At 67.4% G+C, this 22,728-nt stretch carries 16 protein-coding genes; 10 read left to right on the top strand and 6 right to left on the bottom strand.

Going from position 1 to position 22,728, the window contains the following annotated elements:
- Window positions 1-1,905, bottom strand: coding sequence for a glycosyltransferase (locus tag ABZ789_RS05575; protein ID WP_358420101.1), 1,905 nt, complete (start codon window positions 1,903-1,905; stop codon window positions 1-3).
- Window positions 1,906-2,049: 144 nt separating this feature from the next.
- Window positions 2,050-3,057 (bottom strand): dTDP-glucose 4,6-dehydratase, encoded by a 1,008-nt coding sequence (rfbB, locus tag ABZ789_RS05570; RefSeq protein WP_358420098.1) that lies wholly within the window; start codon window positions 3,055-3,057, stop codon window positions 2,050-2,052.
- A gap of 33 nt (window positions 3,058-3,090) precedes the next feature.
- On the opposite strand from rfbB, the gene rfbA reads away from it, so the two are divergent.
- Genes rfbA through ABZ789_RS05555 form a run of 3 tightly spaced genes read left to right on the top strand, consistent with a single transcriptional unit; the run spans window position 3,091 to window position 5,523 of the window.
- On the top strand, window positions 3,091-3,966 hold the full coding sequence (gene rfbA / locus ABZ789_RS05565) for a glucose-1-phosphate thymidylyltransferase RfbA (RefSeq protein ID WP_358420095.1): 876 nt from the start codon (window positions 3,091-3,093) through the stop codon (window positions 3,964-3,966).
- Window positions 3,967-4,548, top strand: a complete 582-nt coding sequence (rfbC, locus tag ABZ789_RS05560) for a dTDP-4-dehydrorhamnose 3,5-epimerase (RefSeq protein ID WP_358420092.1) — start codon at window positions 3,967-3,969, stop codon at window positions 4,546-4,548.
- A 54-nt stretch (window positions 4,549-4,602) separates the two neighbouring features.
- Window positions 4,603-5,523 (top strand): DUF559 domain-containing protein, encoded by a 921-nt coding sequence (locus tag ABZ789_RS05555; protein WP_358420089.1) that lies wholly within the window; start codon window positions 4,603-4,605, stop codon window positions 5,521-5,523.
- A 31-nt stretch (window positions 5,524-5,554) separates the two neighbouring features.
- Here the strand turns inward: ABZ789_RS05555 and ABZ789_RS05550 are convergent, their stop codons facing one another.
- Window positions 5,555-6,088 carry a GtrA family protein gene (locus ABZ789_RS05550; protein ID WP_358420087.1) on the bottom strand — a complete coding sequence of 178 codons (534 nt, stop codon included), beginning with the start codon at window positions 6,086-6,088 and terminating at the stop codon, window positions 5,555-5,557.
- A gap of 19 nt (window positions 6,089-6,107) precedes the next feature.
- Between ABZ789_RS05550 and ABZ789_RS05545 the strand changes: the two genes are divergently transcribed.
- The 3 genes from ABZ789_RS05545 to ABZ789_RS05535 all read left to right on the top strand — a co-directional run bounded on the left by ABZ789_RS05545 (window position 6,108) and on the right by ABZ789_RS05535 (window position 10,265).
- Entirely contained in the window at window positions 6,108-7,532 is a 1,425-nt protein-coding gene (locus tag ABZ789_RS05545; protein ID WP_358420084.1) for an FAD-binding oxidoreductase, read from the top strand.
- On the top strand, window positions 7,532-8,293 hold the full coding sequence (locus ABZ789_RS05540; protein WP_358420081.1) for a decaprenylphospho-beta-D-erythro-pentofuranosid-2-ulose 2-reductase: 762 nt from the start codon (window positions 7,532-7,534) through the stop codon (window positions 8,291-8,293). The genes ABZ789_RS05545 and ABZ789_RS05540 overlap by 1 nt, the downstream gene beginning before the upstream one ends.
- Before the next feature lie 61 nt (window positions 8,294-8,354).
- Window positions 8,355-10,265, top strand: a complete 1,911-nt coding sequence (locus ABZ789_RS05535; RefSeq protein WP_358420237.1) for a galactan 5-O-arabinofuranosyltransferase — start codon at window positions 8,355-8,357, stop codon at window positions 10,263-10,265.
- Here ABZ789_RS05535 and ABZ789_RS05530 read toward each other — a convergent pair.
- Both ABZ789_RS05530 and ABZ789_RS05525 read right to left on the bottom strand, forming a co-directional pair.
- On the bottom strand, window positions 10,240-10,680 hold the full coding sequence (locus ABZ789_RS05530) for a DoxX family protein (protein WP_358420078.1): 441 nt from the start codon (window positions 10,678-10,680) through the stop codon (window positions 10,240-10,242). The genes ABZ789_RS05535 and ABZ789_RS05530 overlap by 26 nt on opposite strands.
- A gap of 60 nt (window positions 10,681-10,740) precedes the next feature.
- Complete coding sequence (locus ABZ789_RS05525) at window positions 10,741-13,524, bottom strand: FAD-binding protein (RefSeq protein ID WP_358420075.1); 2,784 nt, start codon at window positions 13,522-13,524, stop codon at window positions 10,741-10,743.
- A 175-nt stretch (window positions 13,525-13,699) separates the two neighbouring features.
- Between ABZ789_RS05525 and ABZ789_RS05520 the strand changes: the two genes are divergently transcribed.
- From ABZ789_RS05520 to ABZ789_RS05505, 4 genes are all read left to right on the top strand, one after another.
- Window positions 13,700-16,948: an arabinosyltransferase domain-containing protein gene (locus ABZ789_RS05520; protein ID WP_358420234.1), complete on the top strand. Its 3,249-nt coding sequence runs from the start codon at window positions 13,700-13,702 to the stop codon at window positions 16,946-16,948.
- A gap of 44 nt (window positions 16,949-16,992) precedes the next feature.
- A complete protein-coding gene (locus ABZ789_RS05515; protein WP_358420072.1) occupies window positions 16,993-20,301 on the top strand; it encodes an arabinosyltransferase domain-containing protein in 3,309 nt (1,102 codons plus the stop codon).
- 18 nt (window positions 20,302-20,319) lie between these two features.
- Complete coding sequence (locus tag ABZ789_RS05510) at window positions 20,320-20,466, top strand: hypothetical protein (protein WP_358420070.1); 147 nt, start codon at window positions 20,320-20,322, stop codon at window positions 20,464-20,466.
- Window positions 20,467-20,527: 61 nt separating this feature from the next.
- A complete protein-coding gene (locus tag ABZ789_RS05505) occupies window positions 20,528-21,166 on the top strand; it encodes a TetR/AcrR family transcriptional regulator (protein ID WP_358420067.1) in 639 nt (212 codons plus the stop codon).
- A gap of 13 nt (window positions 21,167-21,179) precedes the next feature.
- Here ABZ789_RS05505 and ABZ789_RS05500 read toward each other — a convergent pair whose 3' ends face one another.
- Window positions 21,180-22,721 carry an acyl-CoA carboxylase subunit beta gene (locus tag ABZ789_RS05500; protein ID WP_358420064.1) on the bottom strand — a complete coding sequence of 514 codons (1,542 nt, stop codon included), beginning with the start codon at window positions 22,719-22,721 and terminating at the stop codon, window positions 21,180-21,182.
- Between the last annotated feature and the right edge of the window lie 7 nt (window positions 22,722-22,728).

Here is a 22,728-nt window from a genome sequence, read left to right as displayed (position 1 = left end):
CTAGCCGTCGATGCCGTACAGCCGTGCCCAGTTCTCACGGCTCGTGAGCTTGGGCAGTGCCTCCTGCCATACCGTCTTCATCCGGGGCGCTTCCTTGCGGAGTTGCCAGCACACCTTCGCGGCCTGCTTCGCGAGGTCGACGGCGGTGTCCTTGTCGCGATGACGCACCCGCACGGCGTTCTGCGAGGCGTCGGTGACGACCGCCTTGTCGAACAGCGACACGTGCCACCACGACGCGAAGTGTGCGGGCACGGTGACCGATCGGCGGTCGACCTTGCCGGCGAACTGCTGCACCGCGCGCTTGAGCAACACGAGGCCCTCGCGCTTCTCGTCGGGCTCGAACTCCCACACCGACATCTGCGTGTGCGGATCGGATTCCTTGCCCACCTGTGCGGCCGGCAGGGGTTTCGTCTCGGGATAGCGGTCACGCAACTCGCGCAGTTCCTTCAGGACCGACTGTCCACCGTCGTAGAGGAAGTCGGGGCCGGCGAGGAAGTCCTCCGCTGCCTTGATGAAGGTCGCGGCGAGACCGTACTGCATCGAGACGATGAGCTCACCGATCTTGCGGAAGAGGTACTTCGCAATGTCGGTGCCGTCGAAGCGACCGTAGATGGACGAGACGATCAGGCCGTTGCGGATGCTGAAATAGCGCGCCCAGTCGTCGTAGTCCTTGAGGTAGAAGTCCGCGTGCCACACACCCGCGTTGGGGAGAGTGACAGTGGGGTGACCCGCGAACCGGGCGCGAATGCCGTACTCGATGTCGTCCCACTGGAAGAACAGCGGGATGGGCAGTCCGCAGTCGGCGATGATCTCGGCGGGCAGCAGGCAGGTCCACCAGCCGTTCCAACCGGCGTCGAAACGCATGTCCTGCTTCTTCTTCACGAGATCGATACCCATGCGCGCGCCCGGAGTCAGTGCGCCTGCGGTGATCTCGTCGAGCACCTCGCGCTCGGCGGAGACGTGCAGGACCTGCGGGTTGCTCAGCGACAGCATCTGAGCGCCGGCGATCGTCGGCTGCACCGTCATGTTCGCGAAAGCGTTGAGCCGCAACACGGTTTCGGGCTCGCACAGGATGTCGTCGTCCATGAGAATGACGTTGGCGTGCTGGGCATTGGCCGATCCGGTGATCTCGTACATACCACGTGAGAATCCGCCCGCACCACCGAGATTCGGCTGCGTCAGATAGATCAGCTTGTCACCGAGCTTGTCGGCGACCTCCGCGAACGCCGTGCGCGACCGCACCTGGTCGGTGCCCTGGTCGACGATGCACACCGCTTCGATGTCGGCCATCGCGCCGTCGTCCGAGGCGAGTGTGCCCACCGTGACCGTGCAATCGTCGGCGCGGTTGAAGGTGCAGATCACCACGGCAGCGGGACGCAGATGCTCGGGAGCGGGCACCGTCCAGCGCGCGTCGGAGACGAGCACCGAACCGTTGGTGGCCTCGACCGAGAACCACATCGCGCCGCCGTCGACGAACCGCTCGACGGGAAGTTCGAGGTCGAGCTCACCCGAGCCCGACACCGTCTCGACCTTGACGATCCGCTCGCGTCCCCGGGCGTCGGACGCCCACACGGTGAACTTCGCGGTGCCGGAGCACCCGTAGGTGAGCTGCAGGTTCACCGTCTTCACGTCGGTCCAGCGCTGCCAGAACGACGCCGGGAAGCGTCCGAAATAGGTGTTGGTGTGCGCGGAGGCACCGTCGCCGAGTTGCAGCCCGTACCGATCGGAGGCGGCACTGCCCTTGGTCTGGACGTACATCTTCTCCGGCACACGCGGCGACAGGGATGCGAAGACGCCCCGCTGCGCAATCAGCCGATCACGTCGTACCGGCTCGATGAGGACCTCGTTCAGCGTGTCCGCGTCGTGTCCGATCGTGCTTGTGTCGCCGGCAGCTGCCTGCTCCATCGGGCTTACTCCCCGCTCGTGGTCGATCCGCTGTTTTCGATGCGACAGTAGCAGCGGAAACAGGATCGACTCGCTTGTGCACACCCTGCGACACAGAATCGGGACATTCGCGAATCGCGCCCGGATCATCCCCGACGCAGCAGGTTATCCACCCAGAACACGTTCGGTGCGACCGTAAGCGGCCTCCGTCGCGCTCTTCTGTGGCATCCACCACTGTTCGTGGGTGCGGTACCAGTCGATGGTGGCGGCCAGGCCCGCACGGAAGTCGCGGTAACGGGGCTGCCAGCCCAGTTCGGTGCGCAGCCGGGTCGCGTCGATGGCGTAGCGCAGGTCGTGGCCGGGCCGATCGGTGACGAAATCGAACTCGTCGCGGTTGCGGCCGCACAGTTCGAGGACGGTTTCGACGACGGTGCGGTTGTCGGTCTCGCCGTCCGCGCCGATCAGGTAGGTCTCGCCGATGACGCCCTTGTCGATGATCGTCCACACCGCGCTGTTGTGGTCGTCGACGTGGATCCAGTCGCGCACGTTGGCGCCGGAGCCGTACAGCTTGGGCCGCACCCCGGTGAGCACATTGGTGATCTGCCGGGGAATGAACTTCTCCACGTGCTGGTAGGGCCCGTAGTTGTTGGAGCAGTTCGAGATGGTCGCGCGGACGCCGAACGAGCGCACCCAGGCGCGCACCAGCAGATCCGAGCCGGCCTTGGTCGACGAATACGGGCTCGACGGGTTGTAGGCGGTGGTCTCGGTGAAGCGCGCGGGGTCGTCGAGCGCGAGGTCGCCGTAGACCTCGTCGGTGGAGATGTGGTGATAGCGCACGTCGTGGGCGCGTACGGCCTCGAGCAGGGTGAAGGTGCCCACGAGGTTGGTGTGCACGAAGGGTGCCGGATTCGCCAGCGAGTTGTCGTTGTGCGATTCGGCGGCGAAGTGCACCACCAGGTCGGTGCCGGCGACGAGCCGGTGCACGAGGTCGGCGTCGGCGATGTCGCCTTCGACGAAGGTGATCTTCTCGGCGACGGGGTCGAGGGAGGCGCGGTTGCCGGCGTAGGTGAGCTTGTCGAGCACGGTGACCTGCACATCGGGTCGTTCCGCGACGGTCTGATGCACGAAATTCGCGCCGATGAATCCGGCGCCGCCGGTGACGAGCAACCTCATTGGCGCAAGCCTACTCATGGGAGACTGTCCGGCATGCGCGGAATCATCCTCGCGGGTGGGACGGGCTCGCGTCTGCATCCGATCACCCAGGCCGTGAGCAAGCAGCTTGTGCCCGTCTACGACAAGCCGATGATCTACTACCCGCTCTCGACGCTCATGCTCGCCGGGATCCGCGACATCCTCATGATCACGACCCCGCACGACGCCGACCAGTTCCGGTGGTTGCTCGGCGACGGCTCGCAGTTCGGGGTGAACATCACCTACACGATCCAGCCGTCGCCCGACGGTCTGGCCCAGGCGTTCGTGCTCGGCGCCGACCACATCGGCACCGAGCCTGTAGCACTGATCCTCGGCGACAACATCTTCTACGGCGCAGGTCTGGGCACGCAGCTCAAACGGTTCGCCGCCGTCGACGGCGGCGCGGTCTTCGCGTACCGCGTCTCCGACCCGTCGGCCTACGGGGTGATCGAGTTCGACGCCACCGGCCGCGCCTTGTCGCTCGAGGAGAAACCCTGCGATCCGAAGTCGAACTTCGCGGTGCCGGGGCTGTACTTCTACGACAACGACGTCGTCGGGATCGCTCGGTCGCTGAAGCCCTCGGCACGCGGCGAACTCGAGATCACCGACGTCAACCGCACCTATCTCGAAGCGGGAAAACTGCAGGTCGAAGTGCTGCCGCGCGGCACGGCCTGGCTCGACACCGGCACCTTCGATTCCCTGCTCGACGCGTCGAACTACGTGCGCACCATCGAACAACGTCAGGGACTGAAGATCGGTGTTCCCGAGGAAGTCGCGTGGCGACTCGGCTTCATCGACGACGAGCAGTTGCGCGTCGCTGCGCAGCCCCTGATGAAGTCGGGATACGGCAGATATCTGCTCGATCTGCTCGAACGAGGAAAGGACCGCTAGGTGCAGTACCGCGAGTTGAAGGTCGCCGGGGCGTGGGAGATCACGCCGAAGCAGTTCGGCGACGACCGGGGTGTTTTCCTCGAATGGTTCAAGCAGGAAACCTTCACCGGCGCCTCGGGACGCTCACTGGATCTGGCGCAGGCGAACTGCTCGGTCTCCGCCGCCGGGGTATTGCGGGGCATTCACTACGCGGACGTCCCTCCCGGACAGGCGAAGTACGTCACGTGCGTGTCGGGGTCGGTGCTCGACGCCGTCGTCGATCTGCGCGTGGGCTCGCCGACATTCGGGCAGTGGGATTCGGTACTGCTCGACACGAAGGACCGTCGCGCAATCTTCCTATCCGAGGGCCTCGGCCACGGTTTCCTTGCCCTCGAAGACAATTCGACCGTCGTCTACCTGTGCTCGACGGGTTACGACCCCGAACGCGAGCACGAAGTGCACCCGTTGGACCCGGAGATCGGGATCGACTGGCCCACAACCGGGCCCGACGGCACGTCGCTGTCCTACGAACTGTCCGCCAAGGACCGGGCCGCGCCGACGCTCGCCGAAGCGCGCGAGGCGAGTCGTCTCCCCCGCTTCTGAGATTTGTGTGGATTCACCCCCGCTTTCCGGGGTTGGATCCACACAAATCGATCGGTGCGGAACCTGAGCGGTCGCTACCGCGTCGAACCGGGTATGAGTCTGCGAAACGCGTACCGCATCATGTCCGTCCAGGACGGCGTCATTACTCGCGCACAAGCACTGGCAGGCGGGATGAGTGCCTCCGCCGTCGATCGCCGGGTCGAGAACGGTGATTGGTTCCTCCTCGCCCGCAGCGTCTATATGCGTGCCGACCGGGAACGCACGCCGGCCGTGGCCCTACGAGCAGCGGTCTACGCGGCGGGGCCGGAAGCCGCGGCCTGGGGCCCGAGCGCCGCGTGGTGGCACGGCCTGCTCGACCGCGCGCCTTCTCTCCGCTATGTGACCGTGCCGCAGAAACGTACCCTTGCGAAACGCAACGGGGTGCGGGTGCGTCGACGCGACCTTCCGCGACGTGACGTCGTCGTGATGCGCGGCCTTCCTGTCACCGCGGTGCCCCTGACGGTGCTCGAAGCCGCCGTCGAACTACCGACGGGGTCGGTGCTCATGGACCGCGCGTTGCAGCGTCACACCTCGCTGCCCGCACTCGAGCAGGCCCATCGAAGGAATCTCGGGAGACATGGCGCTCCCCGCGCCGCTCGTCTGCTGTGCTCGGCGCGCGAAGGTGGCCACTCGCATGCCGAACGTATCTTCTACCGATTGCTCCGCCGCGCAGGGTTCACCGGCTGGCGAGCACACGCGATGAGCTGTGGGTTCGAAATCGACGTGGTGTTCGATGCGGAGCGGGTCGCGATCGAGATCGACGGGTGGGCCTGGCACCGCGATGCGGAACGACACCGGCGCGACGCCGAGCGGCAGAACGTCCTGATCAACGCGGGCTGGCACGTGCTGCGGTTCACCTGGCACGCGATCACCCAGGAGCCCGACGAAGTGGTGCAGCAGATCCGTCAGGCGTTGAATCGGACTTCGGTGGGGTGAACCCCGCTGAGCGGGGGCGGAGCCACCTGGATCAACGGAGCCGGAAGATCACGGCCCTTTGGACGACGAAGTTGATCACCGTCGCAACGCCCTGGGCGACGACGAAGGCGAACGGGGTGACCCACCACGCGTCGCCCAGCGAGTCGTTGAGGATGCCGTTGATACCGACCTGCGCGGCGAAGGTCACCGCGTACAGGACGACGACGGCGACGAACCGCACCCGGCTGGGCGGCGCCTTGAACGTCCAGCGCCGGTTGATCAGGTAGGCGGTCGTGGTGCCGGCAACGAACGACAGGGCCTTCGCGAGGTCGCGGGTCACGCCCAGCGCCATGAGCAGCACGTACAGCCCGTAGTCGACGATCGCCGAGAAACCGCCGGTCACCACGAATCGCACCAGCTGCGTCTTCAGGTCCAGCGACTCGTCGGCCGTCGAATCGGTCAACGGCAGTTCGGGCGCCAGCGGGGCGTGGTGCTCCGGCAACGGCTGCAGGTGATCGTGGGATTCCGGCACGCAGACGAGCGTAACTCTCGTGAGGAACAGCATCTTGCCGGGTGACCAGGACACACGGGTAGCCTTTACCCCGATGTCTACGACAGCTACGGAGCAGGCGAGCGAGCCGCTCCCCACCCAGACCCGCACCCTGACAGGCTGGGGGCGCACCGCGCCGACCACCGCAGAGGTGCTGTCCACTCCCGACGTCGAAGTGATCGCGAAGGCCGTCGCACGGGTCGCGGAAGACAACGAGTCGAAGCCGTCGCACCTGCGTCGCGGGGTCATCGCACGCGGACTCGGGCGCTCCTACGGCGATCCGGCACAGAACGCCGGCGGGCTCGTCGTCGACATGACGGCGCTGAACAAGATCCACAGCATCGACCGCGAGTCGCGGCGTGTGGTGGTGGACGGCGGCGTCGACCTCGACCAGCTGATGCGCGCCGCGCTGCCGTTCGGACTGTGGGTTCCGGTTCTGCCGGGCACGCGCCAGGTGACGATCGGTGGTGCGATCGGCTCCGACATCCACGGTAAGAACCACCACAGCGCGGGCAGCTTCGGAAACCACGTCAAGTCCATCGACCTGCTCACGGCCGACGGTCAGGTCCGCACGTGCACGCCCACCGGACGCAACGCGAAGCTGTTCTGGGCCACGGTCGGCGGTATGGGTCTGACGGGCATCATCCTGCGAGCGACGATCGAGATGACCCCCACCGAGACGGCGTACTTCATCGCCGACGGTGTGGTCACCTCCACGCTCGACGAGACGATCGCCGTGCACAGCGACGGCTCCGAGGAGAACTACGACTACTCGAGCGCCTGGTTCGACGCGGTCGCGGCGCCGCCCAAGCTCGGACGCGCGGCGATCTCGCGGGGCTCACTCGCCAAGCTCGATCAGCTGCCCGCGAAACTGCAGAAGGATCCGCTGAAGTTCGACGCGCCGACGCTGCTGACCTTCCCCGACATCTTCCCGAACGGTCTCGCGAACAAGTACACCTTCTCGGCGGTGGGCGAGGTCTGGTACCGGAAGTCGGGCAACTACACCGGCAAGGTGCAGAATCTGACGCAGTTCTACCACCCGCTCGACATGTTCGGCGAGTGGAACCGCGCCTACGGTTCGAAGGGCTTCCTGCAGTACCAGTTCGTGGTGCCGCCGGAGTCCGTCGACGAATTCAAGCGCATCATCGTCGACATCCAGAAGTCGGGGCACTACTCCTTCCTCAACGTGTTCAAGTTGTTCGGTGAGGGCAACAAGGCGCCGCTGAGCTTCCCGATGAAGGGCTGGAACATCTGCGTCGACTTCCCGATCAAGGCGGGCCTGAACGAGTTCGTGCGCGAACTCGACAAGCGCGTCCTCGAGTTCGGTGGTCGCCTCTACACCGCGAAGGATTCCCGGACCGACGCGGAGACCTTCCACGCCATGTACCCGCGGATCGGCGAGTGGCTCAAGGTTCGCCGCTCCGTCGACCCCACGAACGTCTTCGCCTCCGATATGTCCAGAAGGTTGGAACTCCACTGATGATCAACGCTGTCGGCAATCCCCAGACCCTGCTGCTGCTCGGTGGCACCTCCGAGATCGGCCTGGCCATCGTCGAGGAGTACCTGCACAAGGCACCGGCCCGCGTGATCCTCGCCGCCCTGCCCGGCGACCCGCGGCGTGAGGACGCCGTCGCTCAGGTGAAGACCGCCGGCGCGACGCAGGTCGATCTCATCGACTTCGATGCACTGGACACCGCGAGCCACCCGCAGGTGATCGAGCAGGCATGGAAAGACGGCGACGTCGATGTCGCCGTCGTCGCGTTCGGTCTCGACGCCGACGCCGAGGAACTGTGGCAGAACCAGCGCAAGGCCGTGCAGGTGGTGGGTGTCAACTACACCGCCGCGGTGTCCGTGGGTGTGCTGCTCGGCGAGAAGATGAAGGCGCAGGGCTTCGGCCGCATCATCGCGATGTCGTCGGTGGCCGGCGAGCGTGTCAAGCGCGCGAACTTCGTCTACGGCTCCAGCAAGGCCGGCCTCGACGGCTTCTACCTCGGACTCGGCGAGGCGCTGCGTCCCTTCGGTCCGCGGGTGACCGTCGTTCGTCCGGGTCAGGTGCGCACGCAGTTCAGTGCGCACGTCGACGAGGCCCCGCTGACCGTGAACAAGGAGGACGTCGCGAAGCTGGCGGTAGCGGCGTCCGATCGCGGCAAGGAGATCGTCTGGGCACCGGGCACCTTCCGGTTCGTGATGATCGTGCTGCGGCACCTGCCGCGCGCCGTGTTCCGCAAGCTGCCCATCTGACCCACCGTCCACGGCGGTGGTATCAGTAGGCTCGGGTCCCGTGAGAGACGCGAGCACCACCATTCCCGTCGCCCCGCTTCGAAAGATCGCGACGACCGCAGGCCACCTCGTGGTGGCGGTGGTCGTCGCGATCGTCGTTTCCGCGGTGGGACTGTTCGCATTCGAACGGGTGCAGTGGCCGGCGTTCAATTCGTCGAACGTCACCCAGGCCGTGACGACCGTCATGCAGTTCGCAGCACTCGCAGCCCTGGGCCTGTCGGTGTACCTGCTGCGGCGGCGCAAGTGGGTACCGGGAGCGCGCGTGCTGTCGTGGGCGGCGCTGTCCGGCCTGGTCACCGCGACACTCGGTATGCCCCTCGCCGCGACCCGCCTGTACTTGCACGGCATCTCCGTCGACCAGGAGTTCCGCACCCAGTTCCTCACCCGCCTGACCGACAGTCCCGCCCTGCACGACATGAACTACGCCGACCTGCCGTCGTTCTATCCGGCCGGATGGTTCTGGATGGGTGGCCGCGTCGCGAACCTGCTGGGAATGGACGGCTGGGAAGCGTTCAAGCCTTATGCGATCGGCTCGCTGGCGGTCGCATCGGTCGTCGCGCTGGTGCTGTGGTCCGAACTCGTGCGGTCCGACCTCGCTGTGCTCGCGGCCACGGCGACGACACTGGTCGTGCTGGCCTACGGCTCGCCGGAACCGTACGGAGCGGTGATCGCCGTGCTGGTGGCGCCCGCGCTGGTGTTGGCGTGGGGCGCCTTCCTGCCCGCTTCCACCGGTGACGGGGGACGGCAAGGGTGGGGCGCCGTCGTGGGCACGGGGTTGTTCCTCGGCATCGCGGCGACCTTCTACACCCTCTATCTCGGCATCGCGGCATTCGCGGTGACGGTGATGGCCGTCGTCGCGGCGTATCTCGCGCGTCGCGCTGCGGGTTCGTGGCGTGCCACTGTTCCCGTGCTGCTGCGACTGGCCGCGATGGCCGCGATCGCGATGCTCGTCGCTCTGATCGTGTGGGCACCTTTCGTGTTCGAGGTGCTCGCCGGCAACACGCCCTCCGGATCCGGTACCGCCACGCACTATCTTCCCGAGGCGGGCGCGCAACTGCCGTTGCCGATGTTCCACATGTCCCTGATCGGCCTGCTGTCGTTGCTCGGCACGGTCTGGCTCGTCGGCAGGGCGTCGTCGTCGCACCGGGCCCAGGCACTCGGGCTCGGGGTGATCGCCGTGTACCTGTGGTACCTCGCGTCGATGGCATTGACCGCGATGGGCAACACCCTGCTCGCGTTCCGGCTCGAGGTGATCCTGCTGGTCCTCCTCGCCGCTGCGGGTGCGTTCGCCTTCGTCGAGTTCTCCCGCTGGATCAGTCTGGTGACCAGCGACAACCCGCGCGTGCGGAGGGTGCTCGTCGCGGTGGGCGCACTCGGCGCTCTGGCATTCACCCAGAACATTCCGCAGGTGCTGGCAAGCGAGATCACCGTCGCCTACACCGACACCGACGGCGACGGTGAGCGCGCCGATCAGCGACCGGCAGGTGCCGCCGCGTACTACGCCGAGGTCGACGATGTTCTCGTCTCACAACTGGGCGGCGAACGCGACGATCATGTGGTCCTCACCGCGGACACGACCTTCCTCGCCTACTATCCGTATTTCGGATTCCAGGCCCTGACGTCGCATTACGCCAACCCGTTGGCAGATTTCTCGGGCCGCGCCGCAGCCATCGAGGAGTGGGCCGAGTTCTCGTCGCCCGACGAACTGTTCGCTGCCTGGGAGGAGCTGCCGTGGCAAGCCCCCGACGCCATCGTCTTCCGACAGGGCGCCGAGGGATACACGCTGCGTCTGGCCGAGGACGTCTACCCGAACGATCCCAACGTCCGCCGGTTCACGGTGACCTTCCCCAAGGAACTGTTCGACGACCCGCGTTTCACCGTGACCGAGGTGGGACCGTTCGTCGTCGTCACCGTGAACGACGAATCGGCATGATGCGCCGAACCCCGCTGTCGCGCAACCACAATCCGCCCCACACGAAGATGCCGGTATAGACCGGGAACAAGGTCGTGCTCACGATCGGCTGTTCGGTGAGCAGATTCGTCGCGACGGCACCGCCGAGATAACCGGTGAGCAGTACCGCACCGAGAATCGCGGTCGGCGGCAGGACGTAGGCGATCAGGCAGACGAGAAGGACGATGCCGAAGACCCGGTTGAGGCTCGGGTCGAAACCGAGATCGGCCATGGCTTCCTGCACCTGCGTGACGTTCAGGAGGTGAATGATCGAATCCCACAGCAGAAACAGGACGACGAGGCCGCTGACGATCAGACCTGCGATGCGAGCGGCGCGCGAGGGTGCGCCGACAGCTGACGCCGATGTGGAGTAGGTGGTCGAACGTGTGGAGATCATGACGTGCTCCGATGGTCGAAGGGTGCGAACACCTGTATCGACCCGCATCCGTCCGGAAACTCATCGTGCGGGTAGCCGGGAGGCCAGCAGTTCTGCGAGATGGGTTCCGCGACGCGTCGTGAGGTCGTCGAGCTGGGTGCGGCACGAGTACCCGTCGGCGAGGATCACTGCGTCGTCCGGGGCGGTCTCGACCGCGGGCAGCAACTGGGTGCGAGCGACGGCCACCGACACCTCGTAGTGACCACGTTCGACCCCGAAGTTCCCGGCCAGCCCACAGCAGCCGCCGAGCCGCTGCACCTGAGCGCCTGCACGTCGCAGCAGAGCGGCATCGGCACCCCACCCCATGACGGCGTGGTGATGGCAGTGAGGCTGCGCGACGATCCGTGTTCCGTCCAGCGACGGCGGTTCCCAGCCGGTGAGGAGTTCGGACAGGGTCGTGGTGGTCTCGGCGACGACACGAGCGGGGGCGGAGCCGAGGAGTTCGACCGCGTCGGAACGGAGGACCGCGGTGCACGACGGTTCGAGCCCGACGATCGGCATGCCGCTGCGGAAGAGTTCTGCGACGGTGCGGCCCAGAATCTTTCGCGCCGCGTCGAGCTGACCCGTGGTTATCCACGTCAGTGCGCAGCATCGGGGTTCATCGGTCACGTGGACGCGGTAGCCGGCGGCTTCGAGCACCCGCACGGCAGCGGCACCGATCTCCGGGGTGAAGTACTCGGTGAAGGTGTCCACGAACAGCAGCACCGGTTCGCCCGTGCGGGAGCGTTCCGGGAGGGTGTCGGCGAACCACTTGCGGAAGGTACGCGTCGCGAAGGTGGGGACACGGCGGCGCCGATCGAGTCCGGCGACCCTCAGTCCGAGGGGAGCGACACCCGGGATGCGGGTCAGGCTGTTGACCACCCGCGGTGCGCGGGAGGCGATCGCCGCCCACTGCGGCAGCCTGCCCAGTCCGTAATGGGAGGCAGGCCGACGCCGTCCCCGGTAGGTCTGGTGCAACACTTCGGATTTGAAGGTCGCCATGTCCACTCCGGTCGGGCAGTCGGACAGGCACCCCTTGCACGACAGGCACAGGTCGAGTGCCTCGTGCACCTCCGGTGACTCCCACGACTCGTCGACGAGGTGGCCGTTGAGCATCTCCTGCAGCACCCGGGCACGCCCACGGGTGGAGTGCTTCTCCTCGCGGGTCGCGAGGAAGGACGGGCACATCACTCCACCGGTGCCGGTGTTGTCGGCGCGGCACTTACCGACCCCGGTACATCGATGTACTGCCTGCGTGAAGTCGCCACCGTCGCCGAGATAGCGAAAGGCCAAGCCGTCGCGAATCTTCCGTGCCGCCGGGACGCGCAGGTCGGCGTCGAGGGGTCGCGGGTCGACGAGCACTCCGGGATTGAGGACGTCGTCGGGATCGAAGACCGATTTCACCGCACCGAACAAGGCGAGCGCGTCGGGCGAGTACATCACGGGCAACAGTTCGCTGCGGGCACGCCCGTCGCCGTGTTCCCCCGACATCGACCCTCCGTACTCCGCGACGAGTTTTCCTGCATCGAAAAGGAACTCGCGGAACAGCCCGGGAACCTCGAGAGGGATGTCGAGGCGGATGTGGATGCAACCGTCGGCGAAGTGCCCGTACGGATAACCGGTGATGTCGTATCCGGCGAGCAGTTCCTCGAAGTCGCGGAGATAGTCGCCGACGCGCTCGGGCGGGACGGCGGCGTCCTCCCACCCGGCGTGGGCGGGCAGTCCGCGCGGACTCCTCGCCGACAGGCCCGAGCCGTCTTCCCGAATCCGCCACAGCGCGGCGGCCCGCGCCGGATCCTCGATCTGCAGCACGTCCATTGCCGCGGCGGCCTTCGCAAGGGCGCATGCCCGGCCGCGCACCTCACCGAGATCGTCACCGGCCAGTTCGACGAACAGCCATGCCGCACCCGCCGGCAACGGCGGTACCGCGTCCGGTCCGCGCCGGGACCGGACGACGTCGACGATCCTCGAATCGAGACCCTCGCACGCCGTGGGACGGAAACCCAGTAGGCCGTAGGCCGCGTTCCCGGCGGCGACGATGTCGGGATATCCCAGAACGACCATCGTGCGGAAGGTGGGATCGGCGACCAACTTCACCGTCGCCTCCGTGGTGATCCCGAGCGTGCCCTCACTCCCGACGAACAGCTTCCGGACGTCGAATCCGTTCTCCGGCAACAGGTGTTCGAGGGCGTAACCTGATACCTGCCGGCCGAAGCGGCCGAATTCGGTGCGGATGGTGGCGAGATCGCGCGCGACGATCTCCTGCAGCGGCCCGAGCATCGGGTCCTCGCCGGGCAGCGACAGCGGATGACCGGTGCCGGTGAGCACCTCGAGGGCGACGACGTTGTCAGACGTGCGCCCGTATCCGAGCGCGCGCGCCCCGCACGCGTTGTTGCCGATCATTCCGCCGATCGTGCAGCGGTTGTGGGTGGACGGATCGGGACCGAACCGCAGTCCGTGCGGTGCCGCAGCACGCTGAAGTTCGGCCTGCACCACCCCCGGCTCTACCCGGGCGGTCCGCGTCTCCGGGTCGACGGACAGCACGCGATTCAGATGGCGTGAGAAGTCGAGCACGACGCCGGGACCGACGGCATTGCCCGCAAGCGAGGTGCCGGTACCGCGCGAGGTGAGCGGCACCCCTTCGCGCCGGCACACCTCGAGAGTCGCTGCCACCTCGTCGACGGACCGGGGGCGCACCACGGCCTGCGGTGGGACGCGGTACAGCGACGCGTCGGACGAGTACAGCGCACGCGTGGTCGAGTCGTCGCAGACCTCCCCGATGCCCGCTCCGCGCAGAGAGTGCCCGATCGGGGTCGAGGTTTTCATAGACAGCGATGCTAGTGGCGGGGACGCTCCACCGGAGGCTGTCGGACAGAACGACAGCGGTCGGCAGCCGCGGCGTGCAAGTGGTGCGGACCCGCCGCGCGAGACCGTTCGCCTAGCATCGAGGCTTGTGTCAGCCGATACCGCTTCGCCCGGGAACACCGATTCGTCCGATCCGATGTCGCGCCTGCGCACGACACGGATCGTCGCCGTGGTGTCGGGTCTGCTCGGCTTCGTGCTGGCGCTGAGTATTCCCTTTCTTCCCGTCCGGCAGGAGACCAGCGAGCTTCGGTGGCCGCAGAGCGGCACCCTCGACAGTGTCGAGGCACCGCTGATCACCTACGCTCCGCTCACTCTGCGCGTGAGCGTGCCGTGCGCAGCGGCGGAGCAGCTCGGGCCCGAGGGGGGCACCCTCGTCGCGACCATTCCGTCCGCATCCCCGGACGCGACCGCCGAAGGCCTCGTGATCCGCGCAGTACCCGGTGAGGACGGCGCCCCCGCAACGATCGAGGCCGTACTGCGCAACTCGGTACTCGTCTCGGTGCCGCTCGACTCGCCGTGCACGGCCGTGACAGTCGCCTCCAACTCCGAACTCACCGCCGCCGAGATCGTGGGCGCGGAGCCCCCGGTAACGGTCGAGGTCGAGGGTGACGAGCGCCCCCAGATGGTGGGGGTCTTCAGCGACCTCACCGGTCCCGCGGATGCCTTCGGATCGAACGACGGCGACGCATCCGAACGGTTGTCCGTGCGCGCCGAGCTCGACTCCCGTTTCAGCTCGACCCCCACTGTCGTGAAGCTTCTCGCGATGGTCGTGTGCGCGCTCGCGACACTGATCTCCCTCGTCGCCCTGCATCGGCTCGACGGGATCGACCGTCGCCGCGCGCGCCGGTTCCTGCCGGCCCACTGGTGGCGGTTCACCTTCGTCGACGCGGTGGTCGTGGGCACCCTGTTGCTCTGGCACATCGTCGGCGCGAACACTTCGGACGACGGCTACATCCTCAACATGGCCCGGGTGTCCGGGGACGCCGGCTACATGGCGAACTACTACCGCTGGTTCGGTGTGCCCGAGGCGCCGTTCGGCTGGTTCTACGACGTGCTCGTGGTATTCACGCAGATCTCGACGTCGAGTGTGTGGATGCGCCTGCCCACGCTGGTCGCTGCGATCCTGTGCTGGATGGTCATCAGCCGTGAGGTCATCCCCCGGCTCGGTGTCGCCGTCCGACACAGCAGGGTCTCGCTGTGGACCGCCGGACTGGTCTTCCTCGCTTTCTGGTTGCCCTACAACAACGGCCTGCGACCCGAACCGATCATCGCGGTCGGCGCGCTGCTGACCTGGTGCTCGGTCGAACGCGCCATCGCGACCGGACGCATGCTGCCCGCTGCGATCGCGGTGCTGATCGCCGCCTTCTCGCTGGCCGCCGGCCCCACCGGTCTGATCGCGGTGGCCGCACTCGTCGCCGGGTTGCGCCCGCTGGTGAAGGCGCTCATGTCACGCCGGCATCTCGTCGGCGTCGTCGCGCCCCTCGCACCGATCCTCGCGTCGGGCACCGTCGTGCTCATCGCCGTCTTCGCCGACCAGACACTGGCGTCGGTCCTCGAAGCGACGCGCGTGCGCTCGGCGGTCGGCCCGAACGTGCCGTGGTTCGACGAGCGACTGCGCTGGGACGCATTGCTCACGGTCTCCCCGGACGGTTCGCTCGCGCGCCGGTTCGGTGTGTTCGTGATGCTGCTGTGCGTCGTCGTGTGCGTGATGTTGATCCTGCGCAGGGGGCGTATTCCCGGAACGGCGATCGGGCCGTCGCGCCGGATCCTCGGCATCGTCTTCGCGTCGCTGCTGCTCATGATGCTCACGCCCACGAAGTGGACGCACCACTTCGGTGTGTACGCCGGCCTGGCCGCCTCGGTGGCAGCACTCGCCGCCATCGGAGTGGGTTCGGTCGGTATCCGGTCGGCCCGCAACCGGGCGCTGTTCACCGCCGGAGTGCTGTTCGTCCTGGCGATGGCGTTCACCGGGTCGAACGGCTGGTGGTACGTGTCGAGCTACGGCATCCCGTGGTGGGACAAGCCGCCGTCGATCTCCGGGTATGCCTTCTCCACCGCACTGCTCGGACTGACGGTGCTCGCGTTGCTCGCCGCCGGGTGGTTCCACCTGCGCGAGCCGTTCACCACTCCCCGCCCCGATCGGGGCGGTCCGGTGCGGGCACTGGCGTCGGCGCCGCTCACGCTGGTCGCTGCAGCGGTGGTGCTGTTCGAGGTGTTGTCGCTGCTCAAGGGCGCAGTTGCGCAGTACCCGGCCTACTCGATCGCGAAGTCGAACGCAGCGGCGCTCACCGGTGACCATTGCGGCCTGGCCAACGAGGTGCTCGTCGAAACCGACCCGAACGCGACGATGCTGCAGCCTCTCGACGGCGATCCGGCCGACGCTCTGGGCGCCGGCACCGACGTCGGTTTCACTCCGAACGGGGTGGCTCTCGACCTCACCGCCGACGCGGAGACCAGCACCGCCGGCGGAGCCAACATCCTCGACAGCGAGGAGGGTGGCACCACGACCTCCACGAGCGCCGGCACCGGCGGCGGACGGACCGGTGACGCAGGCATCAACGGCAGCACTGTGAAGTTGCCGTTCGGGCTCGACCCGCAGACCACGCCCGTCCTCGGCAGCTACCGCAACGGCGTGCAGCAGTCCGCGGAACTCGAATCCGGCTGGTATGCGCTGCCGGAGCGAACCGACCGGACGCCACTGCTCGTGGTGACTGCCGCGGGACGCGTACGCTATGTCGACCCTGACGGGGTCATCACCCCAGGTCAGGATGTGCTGCTGGAGTTCGGTTCGTCCTCCGGGGGCGAGATGACCTCACTCGGTTCGGTCCCCCCGATCGACATCGGGCCGTCGCCGTCGTGGCGCAATCTGCGCGTACCGAGCGAGATGATCCCCGCCGACGCCGACGCGGTCCGGATCGTCGTGACCGACGGCGACCTCTCACCCGACCAGTGGGTCGCGGTCACCCCGCCTCGGATGCCGCGCATGCAGACCCTCCAGGAGGTCGTCGGATCAGAGGCTCCGGTCCTGATCGACTGGTCGGTCGGCCTCGCCTTCCCGTGCCAGCGGCCGTTCGGTCACCGCAACGGTGTCGCGGAGGTCCCCGAGTACCGCATACTCCCGGACCGGGTCGGAGCCGATGCGACGAACGGCTGGCAGGACGACATCGGCGGAGGCCCGCTCGGCTGGATTCCGCTGCTGCTGAACGCCGAGGCCATCCCCACCTATCTGAACCACGACTGGGACCGCGACTGGGGATCTCTGGAGCGATACCTGCCGATCGACCCGGATGCCTCGCCTGCGGAGATCGGTACCGAGGTGGCGACTCGCTCCGGTCTGTGGTCGCCCGGCCGCATCCGTGACGGCGTTCCGGTCCTGCTGGAGTAAGGGCGAGTGCCGTCACACCAGGCCGCCGGATACCATCGACTCCCGTGCCCGACGACGTGACGACCTCACCCGCGCCCTCAGTGACCGCCACCCGGTCCGTGGGCGAGGACCTTCGCACTCGGTACCGGACCGCACGGCTCGTAGCCGTCGTCGCCGGGCTGCTCGGCATGATCTTGGCGCTGGCCACACCCTTCCTTCCGGTCCGCGTGACCGAGACGACGATGGCGTGGCCGCAGGACGCTGCGGCGACCGATGTCGAGTTGCCGCTGATGGCGCAGGTTCCGCTGCAGTTCCGCGCGACGGTGCCGTGTACCGCCGTCGCAGACATGCCGGCCGACGGCGGCATGCTGCTCGCCACTGCTCCCACGAGCGGGCAGGATGCCTCACTCAACGCGATGTTCGTGCGGGTCGGCACCGAGAACGTCGACGTGCTCGATCGCAACGTAGTGGTCGCCACCGCGCCGCGCGCCGACGTCGAGTCGGCCGCATGCAGCGAACTGGTCATCTCCTCCGACTCCGAACGCACCAGCGCGGAGTTCGTGGGCCTCTTCGACGAGAACGGCAACCCGCGCGCCGGTGAACTCACCGGTGATCTGCGGCCACTCGTCGTGGGCGTGTTCAGCGACCTGCCGACCGCGGTACCCGGCCTCGAAGTGACCGTCGACGTCGATTCGCGCTTCACGTCGTCCCCGACACTCGTCAAGTCGCTCGCGATGATCCTCGCGGTGCTGTCGACCGCTCTCGCGCTCGGCGCACTGGCCAAGCTCGACGGCACGGACGGTCGCCGTCACCGCCGGTTCCTGCCCGCCCGCTGGTGGAAGTTCACCGGCGTCGACGTCGTGGTCATCCTCACGCTCGTCGGCTGGCATTTCTTCGGCGCCAACACCTCGGACGACGGTTATCTCCTGACCATGGCCCGTGTGTCGGAGCACTCCGGCTACATGGCCAACTACTTCCGTTGGTTCGGTGTCCCCGAGGCGCCCTTCGGCTGGTACTACGACGTGCTGGCGGCGTTCGCGAAGATCTCCACGGCCAGCCCGTGGATGCGCATCCCGGCCCTGATCGCCGCGGTCCTGTGCTGGATGGTGATCAGCCGCGAGGTGGTGCCGCGTCTGGGACGGGCCGTGCGGCACAACCGCATCGCGCTGTGGACCGGCGGATTGGTGTTCCTCGCGTTCTGGCTGCCCTACAACAACGGTCTGCGGCCCGAACCCATCGTCGCGCTCGGTGCCCTGCTCACCTGGTGCTCGATCGAGCGCGCCATCGCCACCGGCCGTCTTCTGCCCGCGGCCTCCGCCGTCATCATCGGCGCCTTCACACTCGCCGCCGCACCGACCGGCCTGATGTGTGTGGCCGCCCTGATCGCCGGTATCCGCCCGATGACGCGGATCATCGTGCGCCGCCACCGCGAGGTCGGCACGCTTCCGCTGCTCGCCCCGATCGGCGCGGCCGGACTGCTCGTGCTCGTCGTGGTGTTCTCCGACCAGACCCTCGCCGCAGTCCTCGAGGCGACCCGCGTGCGCACCATCATCGGCCCGAACGAGGAGTGGTGGAACGACTTCCTCCGCTACTACTACCTGATGGTGCAGACCGTCGACGGGTCGCTGCCGCGCCGTTTCGCCTTCCTCGTGATGCTGCTGTGCCTGTTCACGACGCTGTTCGTGCTGCTGCGCCGCCGCCGCATCCCCGGTATCGCCGTGAGCCCCACCTGGCGTCTGCTCGGCATCGTCTTCGGCACGATCTTCTTCATGATGTTCAACCCCACGAAGTGGACCCACCACTTCGGGGCGTACGCGGGCATCGCCGGCTCGCTCGCCACGGTCACGGCCGTGGTGGTCTCCGCGAGTGCGTTGCGGTCGCGGCGCAACCGCTCGATCTTCCTCGCCGGACTGCTGTTCGTCCTGGCGGTGTCGTTCGCCGGTATCAACGGCTGGTGGTACGTCTCCAGCTACGGCGTGCCGTGGTTCGACAAGACGGTCTCGTTGAGCGGTTACCAGTCCAGTTCGCTGTTCCTCATCCTCTTCGGCCTCGCTCTCGTGCTCGTCGCGTGGCAGTACCTCCGAGAGGGCTATGCACCCCCACCTGAGTCTCCGGAGACGAAGAAGGGTCGCCGGATCCGCACTCTCGCGGCCGCACCACTCACGGTCGTCGCCGCGGCCATGGTGCTGTTCGAAGTGCTGTCGCTGCTCAAGGGAGCCGTGTCGCAGTACCCGGCGTACTCGCTCGCCCGCTCCAACATCGGTGCGCTCGCCGGGCAGACCTGCGGTCTGGCGAACGATGTGCTCGTCGAGGAGGATCCCAACCAGGGGCGCCTCGAACCGATCATCGACCCCGCGAATCCGCCTGCGGGCGGCGATCCGCTCGCCGGTGCCGAGCCGCGCGGCTTCACCCCGGACGGCGTGCCGACCGATCTGACTGCCGACTACGTCGAGGTGAAGCCCGGCCAGGGCAACACGGACAACCAGAGCGTCGGCCCGACCTTCCAGACCGGCGCGGGCGGCGGCACCACGGGTGGCTCGGGCGCGCAGACCGTCAACGGCAGCACCGTGCGCCTGCCCTTCGGGCTCGATCCGGCCGTCACGCCGGTGCTCGGCAGCTACCAGCAAGGCATGCAGGAGCCCGCCTCGCTCACCTCGAGCTGGTACGCCCTGCCCGAGGTCACCGACGAGACGCCGCTGGTGGTCATCTCCGCGGCCGGCCGCATCTGGTCGTACGACGACACCGGCGCACTGACCTACGGACAGTCGCTGCTCGTGGAATACGGCACCCGCCTCCCCGACGGCAGCGTCGAGGCCAAGGGCACCTACCTGCCGCGCGACATCGGCCCTGCGCCGTCGTGGCGGAACCTGCGGGTGCCGCTCGCGGATCTGCCCGACGATGTGGACGCGGTCCGCATCGTCGCCAACGATCCCAATCTCACCGGCGACCAGTGGCTGGCGTTCACTCCGCCGCGCGTCCCTGCGCTCGAGCGACTCGACGAGCAGCTCGGTTCCGAGCAGCCCCTCCTGCTGGACTGGGCTGTGGGCCTGCAGTTCCCGTGCCAACGTCCGTTCGACCACTGGGCGGGCGTCGCCGAGATGCCGAACTACCGGGTGCTGCCCGACCGTCCGCTCGCCGTGTCGTCGACGGATACCTGGCAGTCCGCCGACAACGGCGGCCCGCTCGGCTTCGCAGAAGTCCTCGCCCGCCCCGAGCAGGTGCCGACCTATCTGGAGAACGACTGGGCCCGCGACTGGGGGTCGCTCGAACGCTATGTGCGCTTCTATCCCAACGCCGAACCTGCGGAACTGACGACCACCGAGGTGACGCGATCGGGGTTGTGGAAGCCCGCCCCGATGCGCGTGTACGAGTGATCCTGCGGTGAGCAACGGGTGAGACCCGTTCGCCTGCCGATCCGGGCGATGATCGACGGCCCCGCTCAGGTGGCGGTCGTGACGGGTCCGGGTACGGTCACTGCCGTCGTGAAGATCGAGGGCGTGACGTTCGTCCCGGGGACCGGATCATGGACGGTCCCCTGACCTGGTGACGGTGGGCGGGGTGTGCCGAGAGAAGCCCGTTCCTATTACATAGAATGAGCGGGTGAACACCGAGAAGCCCGTTGCACCGCCGCTGTCGCCGCGCGCCTCCCAGGCCGTGCATCGAAGCTTGTCGCCTCGGCAGGAGGCTGCGAGCCGCGACGTCGACACCCTGATCCGGTGCGGACGCGAGCTGCTCACCCGAGGGGAGCCCGCGCGGGTCGCCGACATCGTCGCCGCGGCCGGACTCTCCAACGATGCCTTCTACCGCTACTTCAGGAGCAAGGGCGATTTCGTCGACGCCGTCGTCGAGGAGGGTGGGCACCGGCTCGTCGCGTATCTGCGCCGGAAGATCGATGCGGCGACCACACCCGAGGACGCTCTGCGTGCGGGCATCGCAGCAATTCTCAGCCAGGCCGTCGATCCCGAGATCGCCGCCGCCACACGCAATGTCGTGGCGTCCGCGGGCGGCAGGTCGCACGCCCCGAAGGTTCGGGAAGATCTGGAGACGACGCTCGCACAGGTCCTCGCCGGGCCGATCACCGAACTGGGTTCGACCGATCCCGAACGGGATTCGTTGACCACGTCGATCCTGCTGCTCGCATCGATGGAGCATCTGCTGTGGAAGGACGCGTCGGATTTCGACGCCGACTCCGAGGTCGAGCACATCGTGGGTTACGTCCGCAGGGGCCTGCGGACGTAACCCACGCCTGCACTCAGAGCGGCAGCAGGTGGTGCTTGCGGGGGTTCTTGAACACTTCCTTGTCGCGAAGAAGGGTGAGCGCCTTACGAATTTCGAGGCGCGTGGCCGACGGCTCGATTACCGCGTCGACATAGCCGCGCTCTGCTGCGATGTACGGCGTCGCGACGTGCTCGTTGTAGAAGTTGATGAGCTGCTGACGTACTGCCGGAGCGTTCTCCCCCGCAGCCTCGATCTGCCGACGGCCGATCACCGCGACAGCCGACTCGGCACCCATCACCGCGATCCGGGCGGTGGGCCACGCGAAGTTGATGTCGGCACCGAGCTGCTTCGAGCCCATCACGGCGTAGCCACCGCCGTAGGCCTTGCGCACCACGACCGTCACCTTCGGGACAGAGGCCTCGACGTACGAGAAGAGGAACCGGCCACCACGCTTGATGACGCCGATCTTCTCCTGCTCGACACCGGGCAGGAAGCCCGGGGTGTCGACGACGAAGACGAGCGGGATGTCGTAAGCGTCGCACACACGCACGAAGTGCGCCGCCTTGTCGGCAGCGGCCGCATCGAGCGCACCCGACAGGTACAGCGGCTGATTCGCCACGACACCCACCGCGCGGCCGTCGACTCGCGCGTAGCCGGTGATGATGTTCGGCGCGGTCTGCGAGCGGACTTCCAGGAAGTCGCCGTCGTCGAAGATCTTGAGCAGGATGTCGTGCATGTCGTAGCCGGAGTTGTCGGCGTCGGGCATGAAGCTGTCGAGCTCGAGATCGTCCGGGGTGATCTCCGGTTCGAGACCGGGATTGACGATCGGCGGCTTCTCCTGCGCATTGGACGGCATGTAGCTCAGGTACTGCCGCACCCACTCGAAGGCCGCCTTCTCGTCGTGCGCGACGTGGTGCACGTTGCCGTACTCGGCCTGGTGGCGGGCACCGCCGAGTTCCTCGAGGCTCACGCTCTCACCGGTGACCGCCTTGATGACGTCCGGTCCGGTGACGAACATGTGAGCGCTCTCGGTGGCGACCACGACGTCGGTGTTGATCGGCGCGTAGACCGCACCGCCGGCGCAGTTGCCGACGATCACGGAGATCTGCGGGCAAAGGCCCGACAGCGGCTCGTGACGCTTGCCGATCTCGCCGTACCACGCCAGGGAAGTGACGGCGTCCTGCACGCGGGCACCGCCGGAGTCGTTGATACCGACCACGGGGCAGCCGACCTTGAGTGCGAAGTCGAGCACAGCGGCGACCTTGCGGCCGAACATCTCACCGACGCTGCCGCCGAAGACGGTCTGGTCGTGGGAGAACACCGCGACGGGCCGGCCGTCGACCGTGCCGTGGCCTACGACGACGGCGTCGCCGTACATGGCGTCCTCACGACCGGGCGTCTTCATCAAGGCGCCGATCTCGACGAAACTGCCCTTGTCGAGCAGCATGTCGATGCGCTCGCGAGCGCTGGGAATGCCCTTCTTCGCGCGCTTGGCGATGGCGAGTTCGCCGGCAGGCTCCTTCGCCACCTCCAGCTTCTCGCGCAGCTCGGCCAGCTTCTGTGCCGTGGTGCTCACTGTTCGT

Source organism: Rhodococcus sp. NPDC047139 (genome assembly GCF_040643435.1).
Lineage (GTDB): Bacteria > Actinomycetota > Actinomycetes > Mycobacteriales > Mycobacteriaceae > Rhodococcus.
The sequence above is the reverse complement of the archived record's forward strand: the minus strand, read 5'-3'. Positions and strand labels throughout refer to the sequence as shown.